The following is a 15845-nucleotide window of genomic DNA, read 5'->3' on the forward strand; positions in this document are numbered from 1 at the left end:
GCCAAGCATACGGTCATAAGCCCCGCCGGCATGGATCCGCTGTCCAGGGCGGGCCCATGGCGCTCCTGCGAGCGCTCCCTGCGTCTTATGCGATGAGTGCCTGATGAGCCAGTCTTCCGCCACTGCTGTCCCGCTGCACCGACCGACGCCTTCGGCCAGTGCCCCGTCCGGCCTGGACCCGGTCGTCCTTTCCACCCTCACCCGCGAACTGGCCGCCAGCGCCGCCGAACACGACCGCAGTGGCGCCTTCCCGGCCGCCAACTTCGCCCTGCTGCAACGCCACGGCCTGCTCGGCCTGACCGTGCCGAAAGCCTTGGGCGGCGGCGGTGCCGACCTGCCGACAGCGCGCAAGGTGATCGCCGCCGTGGCCAAGGGCGAACCCTCCACCGCGCTGATCCTGGTGATGCAGTACCTGCAGCACTTCCGCCTGCAGGACGATCAGCGCTGGCCGGTGCACCTGCGCGAGCGGCTGGCCCGCGAGGCGGTGGAAAACGGCGCGCTGATCAACGCGTTCCGCGTCGAACCCGAACTCGGCACGCCTGCCCGGGGCGGCCTGCCCGCTACCCTCGCCCGGCGCACCGCCGAAGGCTGGCGGCTGTCCGGCACCAAGCTCTATTCCACCGGCAGCCACGGCCTGGAGTGGTACCTGGTGTGGGCCCGCAGCGATGACGCCGATCCGCTGGTGGGCGGCTTCCTCGTGCACAAGGACAGCCCCGGCATCCGTATCGTCGATGAGTGGGACCACCTCGGCATGCGCGCCACCTGCAGCCACCGGGTCGAATTCGACAACGTCCTGCTGCCCCTGGACCACGCGGTGGCGGTCAGTCCGGCCAGCACGCCGCGTCCCGAACTGGACGGCGAAGGCATCGTGTGGATGGCGGTGCTGCTGTCGAGTATCTACGACGCGGTGGCCCAGGCCGCCCGCGACTGGCTGCTGGGCTTCCTGCGCGAGCGCGTACCGTCCAACCTCGGCCAGCCGCTGGCGAGCCTGCCGCGCTTCCAGGAGATCGTCGGGCGCATCGACACTTTGCTGTTCGCCAACCGCAACCTGCTCGACTCCGCCGCCATCGGCCTGGTGGAGCCGAAGAACGCCGGGCAGCTCAAGCAACTGGTGACCCAAAACGCCATCCAGGCGGTGGAACTGGCGATCCAGGCCACCGGCAACCCCGGCCTGTCGCGGCACAACCCGCTGGAGCGGCATTACCGCGACGTGTTGTGCAGCCGTATCCATACCCCGCAGGACGACGTGGTATTCCACGGCACCGGCCGCACGGCACTCAACGAGGAGTCCGCACCATGAGCGAAATCAGCGTGATCGCCAGCCAGCTCGATCCCCGGGCCAACGAACTGCTGCGCCAGTTGCTGCCAGGCCACCGGGTGCTGGACCTTTCCCCCGACCAGTTCAATGCCGAGCGCGCCGATGTGCTGATCGTGCGTCCGGTCAACGTCCGCGGCCGCCGCGTCGATCAGCCGCCGGCAGGCTGGCCGTGGTCGCTGCGCTGGGTGCAGCTGGTGTCGTCGGGCATCGATTTCTATCCCGACTGGCTGTTCCAGGGCCCGCCGGTGACCAGCGGCAAGGGCAGCAATGCCGAGCAGGTGGCCGAGTTCGCCCTGGCGGCGATCTTCTCGGCGGCCAAGCAACTGCCGAACATCTGGGTCAAGGATGACGACTGGAGCTTCAGCCCGCTGCAACCGGTGCGTGGCAAGACCCTCGGCATCCTCGGCCTGGGCAGCATCGGCCGCGCCCTGGCGGCCAAGGCCCATGCCCTGGGGCTGCGGGTCATCGCCCTCGGCCGTCCGGGGCAGCCGCTGGAGGCCAGCGTGCCGGTGGAGGCCGTGACTGATCTGCAGCAACTGTTCGGCCAGTCCGATCATCTGGTGCTGGCCGCGCCGCTCACCGCCCAGACCCGCAACCTGATCGACCGCGACGTGCTGGCCAGCGCCAAACCCGGCCTGCATCTGGTGAATATCGCCCGTGGCGGCCTGCTCGACCAGCAGGCCCTGCTCGAGGCCCTGGAGGCCGGCTGGATCGGCCGCGCCACCCTCGACGTCACCGAACCCGAGCCACTGCCGGCCGGCCACCCGCTGTACAGCGACCCCCGGGTGTTCATCTCGCCACACACCTGCGCCATTTCCACCGAAGGCATCCGCGGCTTCGCCGAGGATTTCATCGAGAACTTCCTGCGCTATCGCCAGGAACAACCGCTGCGCAATCTGGTGGACCACCAGCGCGGCTACTGAACCCTACCGACCCTGATTACCGAACTTGAACGCGCCGCCCGGCGCGTGGGGAGCCCTGCAATGACTGCCGTTTCCGTTCTGTCCGTTTCCTCCGATCTCGACAGCGTGCGCCAGCGGGTGAGCGCCGAGGAATGGGAGGTGCGGGTCAAGCTCGCCGCCGCCTATCGCCTGGCTGCGCTGTTCCGCTGGACCGACCATATCTACACCCACTTCTCGGCGCGGGTACCGGGGCCGGACGAGCATTTCCTGATCAATGCCTTTGGCCTGCTGTTCGATGAAATCACCGCCTCGAACCTGGTCAAGGTGGATGTCGATGGCACGATCATCGACGACCCGCTGGGACTGGGCATCAACCAGGCCGGCTACGTGATCCACAGCGCCATCCACCGCGCGCGCCCGGACCTCAAGGCCGTGCTGCACACCCACACCCGCGACGGTGCGGCGGTGTCGGCCCAGCGCGACGGCCTGCTGCCGCTCTCGCAGCACGCCCTGGCCTATTACAGCCGGGTGGCGTACCACACCTACGAAGGCGTGGCCCTGGACCTGGACGAGCAACAGCGCCTGATCGCCCACCTGGGCGACAGCAACATCCTGATCCTGCGCAACCACGGCCTGCTCACTGGCGGCGTCAGCGTCGAGCACGCCTTCCGCGAACTGCACGGCCTGGAGCGCGCCTGCAACATCCAGATCGCCGCGCAGGCCGGCGGCAATGCCGACCTGCTGTTCGCCCCGGACGCGTCGATCGAAAAAGTGAAGCAGCAGACCGCCGCCTTCCTCGATGGCAACAGCCCGGGCATCCAGCGCCATTGGGATGCGCTGATCCGCCAGCTGGATCGCGAGGGCGATGACTACAAGCATTGAGAACCGATCGTTTGCAATCGTCGTGGGAGCGGCTCAGCCGCGATCGGCGGCGCAGCCGTCGTAGAACCTGAATCCGCGATTTTTCTGGAAAACCGGGAGTACAGGCTTCATGGCCGCTACGCAGCCAATCGCGGCTGAAGCCGCTCCCACCGGGACTTTTGCTTGCCTGCGCACTATCCATGCCTGCGCTGAGACCCTCAACACCAACAACACCCACTGCCCGACCCCACTCAGGGAGGAACCCCGACACCCGACAGGAAGCCCGCTCCATGCCCAGACCCGCCTTGCGCCACACCTTGCCGCCACTGCTGCTGTCCCTGCCCCTGACCACTCTCGCCGCCACCGAAGCCATCAAGGAAGAACGCTTGCCCAGCGTCACCGTGACCGCCGAGCACCGCCAGGAGAACCTGCAGAAAACCCCGGTAGCGATCAGCGCCTTCGATGAAACCACCCTGCGCGACCAGCAGATCAACAACATCCGCGACCTCTCCGGGCGCGTGCCGAACCTGACCCTCAACCGCCAGTCGATCTCTTACAGTGCGCAGACCTACGGCATCCGCGGCATCGGCGAAACCGACCCGATCCAGGAAGCCGCCGTGGCGGTGTACGCCGATGACCTGTACATCCCGCGGGCAATTTCCTCGATGCTCGACTTCAACGATGTCGAGCGCGTCGAAGTGTTGCGCGGCCCGCAAGGCACCCTGTACGGCCGCAACAGCGCGGCCGGGGCGATCCGCGTCATAACCCGCGATCCGGACCAGAAGACCCGCGCCTTCGTCGAACTCGGCGCCGGCAACTACGACGCTCGCAACGGCCGCCTGCTGGTGAGTGGGCCGCTGGTGGACGACACCCTGTTCGGCAGCTTCTCGGCCCTGCGCCTGAGCCGCGACGGCACCGTGTACAACCGTACCCGGCACAAGGACGTGAACGACATCGATATCCAGTCCTACCGCGGCAAGCTGCGCCTGGCGCCGGTGGATTCGCCCTGGGACACGCAACTGACCCTGGCCGGCACCTTCGACCGCGGCGACACCACCAGCTACACCCCGTTCGACCCGGCCAACGGCCACTTCGACAAGTTCAAGACCTACAGCAGCCTCGACCCGAAGAACCGCCTCGACCAGGGCAGTGCGGTGCTGCGCTCGATCTACCGCTTCGACGACCAGTTGAGCTTCAAATCGGTCACCGCCTGGTCCGCTTTCGACCAGCCGGTGGACTATGACAACTCCGGCGAAGCCAACAGCGGCAACGCCGCACCGGTGCAGAACAACCTGATCCACTACAAGCAGCGCTACGCCACCCAGGAATTCCAGCTCAACGGCGAATACGAGCGGCTCAACTTTACCCTCGGCGCCTTCCTGTACAAGGAGCGCTTCCGTGCCGAACGCGACAGCCTCACCTACTCGGTCGCCGCCGACCGGGTCAACGCCAGCGGCCAGTACAGCACCACCGACACCGAGAGCTACGCGCTCTACGGCCAGGGCACCTACAAACTGACCCCGCGCCTGTCGCTGACCGCCGGCCTGCGCTACACCGCCGAGCACAAGAACTTCGACTACAAGAACTATCGCATCACCACGGCGCGGGACATCACCGGCCTCAACTTCGAAGCCGAGACCAGCGAAAGCTGGGCGTCCTTCAGCCCCAAACTGGGTCTGGAGTACGCCTGGAGTGACCAACTTACCCAGTACGGCTACGTCGCCAAGGGCTTCAAGGCCGGCGGCTTCGACAACCGCGCACCGACCCGCCTCGCCGCGTTGCAGGGCTTCGACCCGGAGAACGTCATCACCTACGAGACCGGACTCAAGGGTGACTACCTGGACGGTCGTCTGCGCAGCAACATCGCGGTGTTCTACAACGACTACAAGGACCTGCAGACCAACGCCTGGGACCCGGCCATCAGCGCCAACCTGCGGACCAACGTCGGCAGCGCCCACAGCTACGGGGTGGAGCTGGAAAACACCGCCCTGCTCGGCCGCGACCTTACCGCCACCGTCAACCTCGGTTACCTCAAGGCCCAGTACGACGACTTCAAGAACGCCGCCGGCCCTGGCGTGGATGCCGACGGCAACTGGATGGTGTTCGCGCCGCGCTGGAACCTGGCGCTGGGCCTGAACTGGACCGTGCCGGTGAACCTGCCGGGGGCGCTGGTGGCCGGCACCGATTGGCAGTTCCAGACCAAGTCGTATGCCAACGCGGTCAACGGTGATATCTACGAGGTGCCGCAGCAGAGCTTCTGGAACGCCAACACCAGCTACAGCAGCGGCGACGGGCACTGGACCACTACGCTCGGGGTCAAGAACATTCTCAACCGGGCTTATCCGCAGAGCATTGCCTACTCGGCGGCGAGCAGTACCGCGTACTACTCGGTGAACGATCCGCGGACTGTTACCTTGAGTGTGCGGTACGACCTGTAACGGTTCAGGCGCCAGGCCAATCAATTCCCGGCGGGCGTCTTCTCGCCGGTTTGGTGCTGCGCTGTTGCGCCAAGAACTGGCCACTCCGGCAGCGGCCCAATTCACATGGCACAAGGGCCTTAGGCGCCACTTTTGCGTGAATATCCGTTATTTTCGGCGACGTTGCCGGCCCGTTCCGCCCTTACGGCGGCTTACTTTTGTCTTGTCAAAAGTAAGCAAAACCGCCCGCTCCCAACATCCGGCCCTACGCTTCGCTTCGGGTCCCCTCCCTCCGGCACCTTTCGGGGCCAGCGCGGCCTACGATTTGCTCCGCAAATCTACATCTCGCGTCTTCGGCTTACGCCGAAGGGTGCTTACGCACCCGGCCCCTGCAGGCACCTCCACTCGGCCGGCTGAAGTCGCAATTGGCGGCGCCTGAACTGACGCGCATGAAGAGCAAAAGCCAGAGCAAAAGCTCTGGCTCTTTGGGTCGCCTGTCAAAATCAGACCCGAATTTCGAAGATCCGTCCGTAAGAGCGCCGCCCGTAACTTGCGACTTCAGGAGGCCGAGTGGAGGTGTTCGGAAGGGGCTGGGGCGCAGCCCCCTTCGGCGTAGCCGAAGAGCGCGAGTCTTAGATTTGCGCAGCAAATCGTGGCCGCGCGGCCCCTGGAGGACACCGGAGCGAGGGGACCCGGAGCGAAGCGTAGGGCCGGATGTGGGAGCCAGCGGTTTTGCTTACTTTTGCCAAGACAAAAGTAAGCCGCCGTAAGGGCGGAACGGGCCGGCAACGTCGCCGAAAATAATGGATATTCACGCGAAACCAGAACCAGAACCAGAACCAGAACCAGAACCAGAACCAGAAAAAAATCCAAAACCCCAACCCACTCAAACGCAACCGAACCCAATCAGGATGCCATTTGACATCCACTCAGGATGACAACTAACATCCAGCCCAGATTCCCCCACCCCACCGACACAGGAAAGAGATCCATGAATCTCCAGTCTGTCTTCGATTACCGCAGCCCCTACGCCTACCTCGCCAACACCCGCCTGCCCGGCCTGAACCACCCGGTCGACTACATCGCCGTCGATATCATCGCCGTAATGAAGCAGTTCAATAACCAGCCCTCACCCGCCTGCCCGCCCAAGGCCCGCTACTCCGGCATCGACGCCGGCCGCTGGGCCGCGCTGTATCAGGTGCCGTTCGCGCCGAACTCGGCGTTCTTCCAGGCGATGCGCGAAGGCCAGGTCGATGGCGCGCTCCTGGTGCGCGCCGCCCTCGCCGCGCAACAGACCGGCGTATTCGAAACCCTCCACCCGGCCCTGTTCGCGGCGGTCTGGGCCGGCAACGCCGATCTGGCCAGCCCCCAGGGCCGCGACCATTTCGTCAGCGAACTGGGCCTGAATACAGACCTCTGGCAACTCGCCGACAGCCCGGCGATCCGCGACCAACTGGCCGCCAACAACGACGAAGCCGCCCGCCGCGGCGTGTTTGGCGTACCGACCTTCTTCTGCGATGACGAGATGTTCTTCGGCAACGACCGCCTCGACTTCGTCCGCGCCGCCCTCAACCCCGTGAAGGAAGCCTGATCATGACCCCGAAAAAACTCGCTATCGTCACCGGTGTCGGCCCCGGCACCGGCGCGTCCATCGTCCGCCGCCTGGTTGCCGACGGCTACCGGGTGGCAATGCTGGCCCGCAACGCCGAACGCCTCGATGCACTGGCCAGTGAACTGGCGGATGTCCACGCCTTCCCCGTGGATGTCAGCGACAGCGCGCAACTGGAGCAGACCCTCGACCTGATCCAGCAACGACTCGGCCACACCGATGTGCTGGTGCACAACGCCGTCGGCGCCACCTTCGGCAACTTCCTCGAGATCGATCCGCAAGCGCTGGAGCACAACTTCCAGACCAACGTGAGCGCCCTGCTGCAACTGGCCCGCCGGCTGGCACCGCCGATGGTGGAAAAAGGCCAGGGCGCGATCATCGTCACCGGCAACACCTCGGCCCTGCGCGGCAAGAGCCACTTCGCCGGGTTCGCCCCGACCAAGGCGGCCCAGCGCATTCTCAGCGAATCCATCGCCCGCGAGCTGGGGCCCAAGGGCGTGCATGTGGCGTACCTGGTGATCGATGCGGTGATCGACGTCGAATGGACACGCAAGCTGCACCCGACCAAACCGGACGACTTCTTCATCCAGCCAGCGGATATCGCCGACGAGGTTGGCCATCTGATCCAGCAACCGCGCAGCGCCTGGTCGTTCCTCGCTGAAATCCGCCCCTTCGGCGAAACCTGGTGAGCTGAACCGGGAACCGGGGCGGGTGCTATCATCCGCCCCCGCACCTCCCCACACAGGACAACGACCATGGGCCATTCCCAAGCCAGCAAGCAGAACACCCACGACCGCATCGTCAACATCGCGTCGGAGCGGTTCTGCGAGCTGGGCCTCGACGGCCTGAGCATCGCCAACCTGATGAAGGAAGCCGGCCTGACCCACGGCGGCTTCTACAAGCATTTCGAGTCTCGCGAGCAACTGGTGGCCGAGGCCCTGGACACCGCATTCAAGCGCTCCGAAACGCCCGAGCGCACCCACCGCGCCGACTTCCAGACGCTGGTGGGCGAGTACCTCAGCCCGGCCCACCGCGACAGCGTCGGCACCGGCTGCGCCGTGGGCGCGCTGGTCAGCGATATCGGCCGCGTGCAGGGCGAGGCGCGGACCCTGTACACCCGCAAGCTGCAGGGCAATTTCAAGGGGATTGCCGCGCTGCTGGGCGATCGCGACGGCGAGCGGCGCAAGGAGGCCATTGTCGCCTTCAGCGCCATGGTCGGCGCCCTCGGCCTGGCCCGGGCCAGTGCCGACGAGGACCTGGCACTGGAAATACTCGACACCGTGCAGGCCTTCCTGCTGGAGACCTTCCCCGGCGACACCCCGCAAGACTGACCCCCGGCACAATCCACCAGCCCCTCTACACTCTCTCAGACCACCCCGAGCGGAGCGTCTGGCATGAGCGGCACTGAAGTCCTGATCATCGGCGCAGGCCCGACCGGGCTGGTACTGGCCCTGTGGCTGAGCAAGCTGGGGGTGAGCCTGCGCATCGTCGACAAGGCCGCCGGCCCCGGCACCACGTCGCGGGCCCTGGCCGTTCAGGCCCGCACCCTCGAACTCTATCGCCAGCTCGATCTCGCCAACGCGGTGGTCGAGCGCGGTCATCAGGTCCCGGCCGCCAACCTGTGGGTCAAGGGCCAGCCGGCAGCACGGCTGTCGCTGCAGGACATTGGTGCCGGCCAGACGCCTTACCCCTTCCTCGAAATCTACCCGCAGGACGAGCACGAACGGCTGCTTATCGAGCGCCTGCAGGGCTTCGGCGTGGCGGTGGAATGGAACACCGAACTGCTGGAACTGAATCAGGACGAGCACCAGGTCCGCGCCCGCCTGCGCCTGGCCGATGGCGCCGAGCAAGACTGCGAAGCCCGCTACCTGGCGGGCTGCGACGGCGCCCGTTCGGCGGTACGCAAGGCGCTGGGCATCGGCTTTCCCGGTGGCACCTACCAGCAGGTGTTCTATGTCGCCGATGTGCAGGCATCGGGACCGTCGATCAACGGCGAGCTGCACGTCGACATCGACGAAGCCGATTTCGTTGCCGTGTTCCCGCTGGCCGGCGAAGGCCGCGCACGACTGATCGGCACGGTCCGCGACGAACGCGCCGAACACCCGGAAAGCCTGACCTTCGCCGATATCGGCCAGCGCGCCATCGAACACATGAAGATCAACGTGGAGCAGGTCAACTGGTTCTCCACCTACCGCGTGCATCATCGCGTCGCCCAGCAGTTCCGTCGGCATCACGCCTTCCTGCTCGGCGATGCTGCCCATGTCCACAGCCCGGCCGGCGGCCAGGGCATGAACACCGGCATCGGCGATGCCATCAACCTGGCCTGGAAACTGGCCAGCGTGCTGCACGGCAAGGCCGGCGACGATCTGCTGGGCAGCTATGAAATCGAGCGCAAGGCCTTCGCCGAGCGTCTGGTGGCGACCACCGACCAGGTGTTCAATTTCATCACCGCCAACAGCCGGCTGGCCAACCTGATGCGCACCCGCGTGGCGCCGATGCTGCTGTCGCGGCTGACCGCCATGAACCAGGTGCGCCATTTCATGTTCCGCACCGTGTCGCAGATCGGCCTGAACTATCGCTTGATGCCGCTGAGCTTCGGCAGCGCCGGCCATGTCCACGGCGGCGACCGCATGCCCTGGGTCAGGGACAGTGACGGCGACAACTTCGCCGGATCGGTGACGCCGTGCTGGCAGGTGCAGGTCTACGGACTGGCCAGCAAGGACCTGGTGGGCTGGTGCGCGGCGCGGCGAATCCCGTTGCAGGTGTTCCCCTGGAGCCCGGCCTGCGAAGGCGCCGGGCTCGCGCGCAATGCGCTGTACCTGTTGCGTCCGGACAGCTATGTGGCGCTGGCGGAGACCTCAGCGTCCACCGCCGTGCTGGAGCGTTATTTTGCCGAGCGTTCGCTCAGGCCCTGCTGAGGCATCACGAAGTAACGGCGGGTGGCGTGCAGGCACAGCAGCAGGCCAGCCACCGCAACTGCCCCGCCCACCAGCCCGATATCCGACAGCCCGACGTGGGTGGCAACGATGCTGCCCAGCAGCGCGCCGCCGCCAATGCCGACGTTGTAGAGGCCGGAGAACATCGCCATGGCCACGTCGGTGGCGTCCGACGCCAGTTGCAGCACCTTCGATTGCAGCGCCAGGCTGAAACACATGATGCCCATGCCCCACAGCGCGCTCAGCGCACACAGCAGCCACGGCACGCCCGCCAGCGGCAACAGCATCAACAGGCAGAACGCCAGCGCGGCGATGGAGGCGATCAGGAAACCCTTGGGGAAGCGCTCGCTGAAGTGACTGAACAGGATCGAACCGAAGACGCCAGCGCCGCCGAACACCAGCAACAGGATGGTGGTCATCTCGCCGCTCATGGCCGCCACCTGCTGGCTGAACGGCTCGATGTAGCTGTAGGCAGTGAACTGCGCGGTGATCACCAGCACCACCAGGGCGTACACCGACATCAGCGCCGGACGCTTGATCAGCAGCGGCAGGCTGCGCAGCGAGCCAGAGTTCTGGCTGGGCAGCAGCGGCAGCGAACGCATCAGCCACAGCAAGGTCAGCACCGACACGCCGGCGATGCCGAAGAAGGTGGTGCGCCAGCCCAGCGCCTCGCCCACCACCCGCCCCAGCGGAATGCCCAGCACCATCGCCAGCGTGGTGCCGGTGGCCAGCAAGCCAAGGGCCTTGGCTTGCTGGCCGGGCGGCGCCACCCGGACGGCCAGCGACGCCGTGATCGACCAGAAGACGGCGTGGGCCAGGGCGATCCCCACCCGGCTCACCAGCAGCAGGCCGAAGCTGGTGGCCAGCCCCGACATCACATGGCTGCCGATGAACAGCACGAACAGCAGGCCAAGCAGGCGGCGGCGCTCGATGTTACGGGTCAGCAGCATCATCGGCAGCGAGGTCAGCGAGACCACCCAGGCGTAGACAGTGAGCATCAGCCCGACCTGTGCGGTGGGCATGTCGAAGCTGCGGCCGATGTCGCTGAGCAGCGCGACCGGAACGAATTCGGTAGTGTTGAAGATGAAGGCGCCCAGTGCCAGGGCGAAGACACTGAGCCAACTGCCCTGGCGATTGTCGGTGGGATTGTTCATGCGGGGCGCAGCGCTCCTGGGACAGGCAAAACCCGGACGTGACAAAAGCACCCATGAACCGACAGTTCGGATGTGCCAAGCGGGTTTTGTAGGAAAAATGAATAGGCGGCAGTCTACGTCAGCGCAACCCGCGTCGCAAACGCTTGCTGGCCACTTCTTCAGGCCGCGGGGAAAACAGGCGCCAGATTTACGTCAAAAAACCGCCAAGGCTTTCCGACCACCTGCACCAGGCTCAAAAGCATTATCCTAGAGCACTCTACCAAATATTACACATCTTGATACAACTGCTCACGTTGGCTTTTTGACACGATGGCAAAACGCTGCGCTATACCATGAAAAAAGTTTCATCTTCGCCGCGTTTCACCCTCGGGCCCGCCGTCAACGCTGGGGTTTCAGCCTGCCGCCCTGCCCGTCTTTCCACACGACGAACCGCCACAGAGCGGTACGGGAGGCACCATGCGAGCACTGCGAACCATCCACGACCGAATCAAGCGCAAAGGGCTGCGCCGGACTCTGGCGACCCTGTGGGAGCGCTATGTGTTCTTCCATTGGGAACTGCTGTGGATGGAACGTGACCTGACCACGCCCGTCGGTCCGCACAGCCTGCGCGAGCACCCACCGGTGCGCCTGGCGCTGATCACCGAAGACAACGCCGACGCCTTCGCCCGCCACTTCGGTGACCGGGTGGAAACCATGCGCGAACTGGCCCGCGAAGGCCACACCGGGCATATGTACCTGGACGAGGCCGGCGACGCCGTGGCCTTCATCTGGGCCAGCACCCGCGACTACCACGACCGTCACTACTACGGCTGCACCTTCCCGGTGGCGCCCGGCGACTTCTTCGAGTTCGGCGGCGAGATGATCCCGGCCTTCTTCGGCAGCCGCCTGTCGGTGGACGCCCAGGTGCACCTGTGGAACGCCATGCGCGAACAGGGCTGCACCCGCGTGGTGGACGTGGTGGAAACCCACAATGTCCCGGCGCTCAAGCTGCATGTGCGCATGGGCTACCACGAACAGGGGCGCGTGGTGCATGTGTACGGCCTGTTCGGGCGCTGGAAGCTGTTTCGCCACAGCCAGTACAGCGGCTCGCGCCTGGCACCGCTGTGCAAGGCGCGGCCGGCACCGGTGCCCAAGGCGGAACTGGCCTGACGGATGAAGTGAAATCACCTGTGCTCTCCCGGGATATCCCTTGTCCCGGGGCACGAGCCGGGGCTAAATGAACCGGCTGTGCAGGCCCTCGCGATCTCGAACACGCTGCGAAGGCCCGCACGGCGCTCCCCCAGAAGCGCCGCCGGAGAAGCCGATGCCCTTGAACAAACCCGTCACCGCCTGGTGCCAGGAACACCCGTTGCTCGCCGACCTGGTCGCGCTGAAGGAAAGCACCTGGTTCAACCCTGCCATCGCCCCCAGCGCCGAAGCGCTCGGCGATGTACCGTTGAGTCGCGCCGATATGGATGACGCAAGCGCACGTCTGCAGCGTTTTGCCCCCTTTATACAATCTGCCTTTCCCGAGACACGCGACGCGGCCGGGCTGATCGAGTCGCCGCTGTACCCCCTGCCCGCCCTGCAAGCACGTCTGGGTGCAAACCTGGGCCGACTGTGGCTGAAGGCCGACAACGAACTGCCGATCTCCGGCTCGATCAAGGCCCGAGGCGGCATCTACGAGGTATTGGCCCACGCCGAGCGGCTGGCGCTGGAGAACGGATTCCTGCAACCGGGCGATGACTACGCCAGGCTCGACAGCGACGCCGCCCGCCGCTTTTTTGGCCAGTACCGCATCGCCGTCGGCTCCACCGGCAATCTCGGTCTGTCGATCGGCATCATCAGTGCGCGCCTGGGCTTCCAGGCCACGGTGCACATGTCCGCCGATGCCCGTCAATGGAAGAAGGACAAGCTGCGGACCCATGGCGTAACCGTGGTCGAGTACCCCACCGACTACAGCGTTGCCGTCGCCGAAGGCCGGCGTCAGGCCGAGGCCGACCCTTTCTGCCACTTCGTCGACGACGAGAACTCCCACCCGTTGTTCCTTGGCTACGCCGTGGCCGCCCTGCGCCTTCGCGGCCAGTTGTCCCAGGCGGGTATCGTGGTGGACGACAACCACCCGCTGTTCGTCTATCTGCCCTGCGGCGTAGGCGGTGGCCCCGGAGGCGTGGCCTTCGGCCTGAAGCAGGTGTTCGGCGACGCCGTGCACTGCCTGTTCGCCGAGCCGACCCACTCGCCCTGCATGCTGCTGGGGGTCTACACCGGGCTGCACGACGAGGTGTCGGTGTACGACTTCGGCATCGACAACGTCACCGCCGCCGACGGCCTTGCCGTGGGCCGACCATCGGGCTTCGTCGGCCGCGCCATGCAGCGGCTGATCGACGGCTATTACACCGTCAGCGACGACCACCTCTACCGCCTGCTGGCGCAACTGGACGCCAGCGAAGGCCTGCGCCTCGAACCTTCGGCCCTGGCCGGCGTGCCCGGCATCCTGCGGGTGCTGGACGAGCAGCAAGGCTATCGTCAGCGCCTGGGCCTCGACGAACGCAAGCTGGCCAACGCGACGCATCTGGTCTGGGGCACCGGCGGCAGCATGGTGCCGGAGGCGGAAATGGCGGCCTACCTTGCCAAAGGCCGCCACGCCCTGGAAGCGCGCTGATGCTGAACCTGCCGCCACGCCTGGCTTCGCGCCTGGGCAGCAGCCAGTTCGCCAACCTGCACACCTTTATGGTGGCCGCACGGCACCTGAGCTTTGCCCTCGCCGCCGAGGAACTGTGCCTGACGCCCAGTGCCGTCAGCCACCGCATCGCCCGCCTGGAACAGGCGCTGGCGTTGCGCCTGTTCCAGCGCCTGACCCGCCAGGTGCGGCTGACGGTCGAGGGCGAGCGCATCCTGGCCATTCTCGAGCAGGCCGTCGAATCACTGGAGGCCACACTGGCGCCGCAGGACACGGGCCTGTGCGGTCCCGTGGCGCTGTACGCCCGACCCTCGGTCGCCAACGACTGGCTACTGCCACGGCTGGCGGATTTCCATCGTCGCCATCCTCATATCGCCCTGGACCTGCGGACCGGCAACGACACCCTCGACTTTCGCACGCAGAACCTTGACCTTGCGCTGGTGTACGCTCGCGGCGAAACCGCAGGGCTGGTCAATCACCGCCTGATGGACGAAACCGTCACCCCGGTGTGCAGCCCGCGCTACGCCGAGGAGTACGCATTGCAGGACAGACCCGGCAACCTGCGCCACTGCACCCTGCTGCACGACGCCCTGGCCTGGGAGCATGCCGCCTTCGACGCCGAATGGCAGCACTGGGCGGCCAGTTGCGGCGTCCAACTGGAGCAGGGTGAGCGGCGCCTGACATTCGATCGCGCCGACCTGTGCGCCAACGCGGCGATCCAGCATATCGGTGTCGCCATCGGCCGCCGCCACCTGATCCAGCACCATCTGGATGCCGGGCGGCTGCTCGCCCCGTTCGGCAATCTCGCCCCTGCCAGTGGCTGTTCGTATTACCTGCTGCACCCCGCAGGGGTTCGGCAGCCGGCGCGGGTGCTGGCGCTGGTGGAATGGCTGGGCGAACAAAGCCGTGTCTAGCCGAACTGCTCGCGGTACTCGCTCGGCGTCACGCCGAGCCGTTCGCTGAACACCTGGCGCATGTAGCGCACGCTGCCGAAGCCGCTGCGAAAGGCCACGGTCTTCAGCGGCAGGTCGCTGCTTTCCAGCAATTCGCGGGCCCGGTCGATGCGCGCGCTCTGCAGAAAGGCCATGGGCGTCATGTTGACCTCGCGCAGGAACACCCGGGAGAAATGCCGCGGGCTCATCGCCGCCAGCCCCGCCATGCGCTCGATGCCGAAGGGTTCTTCAAGCTGCGCCAACACCTGCTGCTGCACCCGGCTGATGGGTGTTTCCTCTTTGGCCACGGGGCCGGCCAGCGGGCTGAAGCGCGCCTGTCCGCCCTGCCGCTTCATCACCACCAGCAGCACCTTGGCCACGTCCTGGGCGACTTTCTTGCCATGATCCTCGGCCACCACCGCCAGGGCCAGGTCGATGCCAGCGGTGACGCCGCCGGAGGTGATCAACTGGCGGTCGCGTACCCAGATCTGGTCGGTTTCCACCTCGGCCTCGGGAAAGGCGCGGATCAGCCGCTCGGTGTAGTGCCAGTGGGTGGTGACGCGGTATCCGTCGAGCAGACCGGCGTGGCCGAGAATGAAGGCACCGGTGCAGATCGAACCGTAGCTGCGAACGCGACCGGCCACCTCTTTCAGCCACAGGCTCAATGGCGGGCAGATTTCGTTGTAGGCGCCGGGGCCGCCGGGAATGAGCAACAGGTCCCAGCCACCGTCGGCGGGGTCGATCTCGCGGTCCGGCAACAGCCTGGAGCCGTTGGAGGCACGGACCGCTCCCGGGACCGCACCGAGGGTGGTCAACTGATAGTGGTCCTCAGGCTTCAGGTAGCGGTTGGCAATGGAAAACACTTCCATCGGCCCCGCCATGTCGAGCAGGAGGAAGTCCGGAAACAGCACCATGGCCACAGTTTTCATCGAGGGGGTCACCGCAGGTTCTGGAAATCAGGCGACGGATTATGACGTGCCCTGCGGAAGGTTCGAAAACCCCTTGCTGATTGTCCACCTGAACAGGACAGTCATTCCATTGCCAGCTACTTATTGCG

13 protein-coding genes are annotated in these 15845 nt (G+C 66.0%); 11 read left to right on the forward strand and 2 right to left on the reverse strand.

From position 1 onward, the window contains the following. Positions 1-103: 103 nt before the first annotated feature. The 8 genes from AC05QJ_RS19735 to AC05QJ_RS19770 all read left to right on the forward strand — a co-directional run bounded on the left by AC05QJ_RS19735 (position 104) and on the right by AC05QJ_RS19770 (position 10025). Complete coding sequence (locus AC05QJ_RS19735) at positions 104-1300, forward strand: acyl-CoA dehydrogenase family protein (protein ID WP_476742969.1); 1197 nt, start codon at positions 104-106, stop codon at positions 1298-1300. Continuing rightward, positions 1297-2241: a D-isomer specific 2-hydroxyacid dehydrogenase family protein gene (locus AC05QJ_RS19740; RefSeq protein WP_476742970.1), complete on the forward strand. Its 945-nt coding sequence runs from the start codon at positions 1297-1299 to the stop codon at positions 2239-2241. Before AC05QJ_RS19735 ends, AC05QJ_RS19740 begins: the two co-directional genes overlap by 4 nt. A 60-nt stretch (positions 2242-2301) precedes the next feature. Next, positions 2302-3102, forward strand: coding sequence for a class II aldolase/adducin family protein (locus AC05QJ_RS19745; RefSeq protein WP_476742971.1), 801 nt, complete (start codon positions 2302-2304; stop codon positions 3100-3102). A 269-nt stretch (positions 3103-3371) separates the two neighbouring features. After that, on the forward strand, positions 3372-5519 hold the full coding sequence (locus AC05QJ_RS19750) for a TonB-dependent receptor (protein ID WP_476742972.1): 2148 nt from the start codon (positions 3372-3374) through the stop codon (positions 5517-5519). A 970-nt stretch (positions 5520-6489) separates the two neighbouring features. Further along, positions 6490-7089 (forward strand): DsbA family protein, encoded by a 600-nt coding sequence (locus AC05QJ_RS19755; RefSeq protein ID WP_476742973.1) that lies wholly within the window; start codon positions 6490-6492, stop codon positions 7087-7089. A 2-nt stretch (positions 7090-7091) separates the two neighbouring features. Beyond that, complete coding sequence (locus AC05QJ_RS19760; protein WP_476742974.1) at positions 7092-7796, forward strand: SDR family NAD(P)-dependent oxidoreductase; 705 nt, start codon at positions 7092-7094, stop codon at positions 7794-7796. 66 nt (positions 7797-7862) lie between these two features. Next, positions 7863-8438 (forward strand): TetR/AcrR family transcriptional regulator, encoded by a 576-nt coding sequence (locus tag AC05QJ_RS19765; RefSeq protein ID WP_476742975.1) that lies wholly within the window; start codon positions 7863-7865, stop codon positions 8436-8438. Between the two features lie 63 nt (positions 8439-8501). After that, positions 8502-10025 (forward strand): FAD-dependent monooxygenase, encoded by a 1524-nt coding sequence (locus tag AC05QJ_RS19770; RefSeq protein ID WP_476742976.1) that lies wholly within the window; start codon positions 8502-8504, stop codon positions 10023-10025. On the opposite strand, the gene AC05QJ_RS19775 is transcribed toward AC05QJ_RS19770, so the two are convergent. After that, positions 9992-11197: a sugar transporter gene (locus tag AC05QJ_RS19775; protein WP_476742977.1), complete on the reverse strand. Its 1206-nt coding sequence runs from the start codon at positions 11195-11197 to the stop codon at positions 9992-9994. The two genes, AC05QJ_RS19770 and AC05QJ_RS19775, sit on opposite strands and share 34 nt — an antisense overlap. A gap of 456 nt (positions 11198-11653) precedes the next feature. Between AC05QJ_RS19775 and AC05QJ_RS19780 the strand changes: the two genes are divergently transcribed. From AC05QJ_RS19780 to dsdC, 3 genes are all read left to right on the forward strand, one after another. Continuing rightward, positions 11654-12346 (forward strand): N-acetyltransferase family protein, encoded by a 693-nt coding sequence (locus AC05QJ_RS19780; protein ID WP_476742978.1) that lies wholly within the window; start codon positions 11654-11656, stop codon positions 12344-12346. Between the two features lie 154 nt (positions 12347-12500). Then, entirely contained in the window at positions 12501-13838 is a 1338-nt protein-coding gene (gene dsdA, locus AC05QJ_RS19785) for a D-serine ammonia-lyase (RefSeq protein WP_476742979.1), read from the forward strand. Continuing rightward, positions 13838-14770 (forward strand): DNA-binding transcriptional regulator DsdC, encoded by a 933-nt coding sequence (gene dsdC / locus AC05QJ_RS19790; RefSeq protein ID WP_476742980.1) that lies wholly within the window; start codon positions 13838-13840, stop codon positions 14768-14770. The genes dsdA and dsdC overlap by 1 nt, the downstream gene beginning before the upstream one ends. Here dsdC and AC05QJ_RS19795 read toward each other — a convergent pair. Beyond that, positions 14767-15717 (reverse strand): GlxA family transcriptional regulator, encoded by a 951-nt coding sequence (locus tag AC05QJ_RS19795; protein WP_476742981.1) that lies wholly within the window; start codon positions 15715-15717, stop codon positions 14767-14769. The genes dsdC and AC05QJ_RS19795 overlap by 4 nt on opposite strands. Positions 15718-15845 lie beyond the last annotated feature (128 nt).

The organism is Pseudomonas sp. TUM25319 (assembly GCF_056388475.1).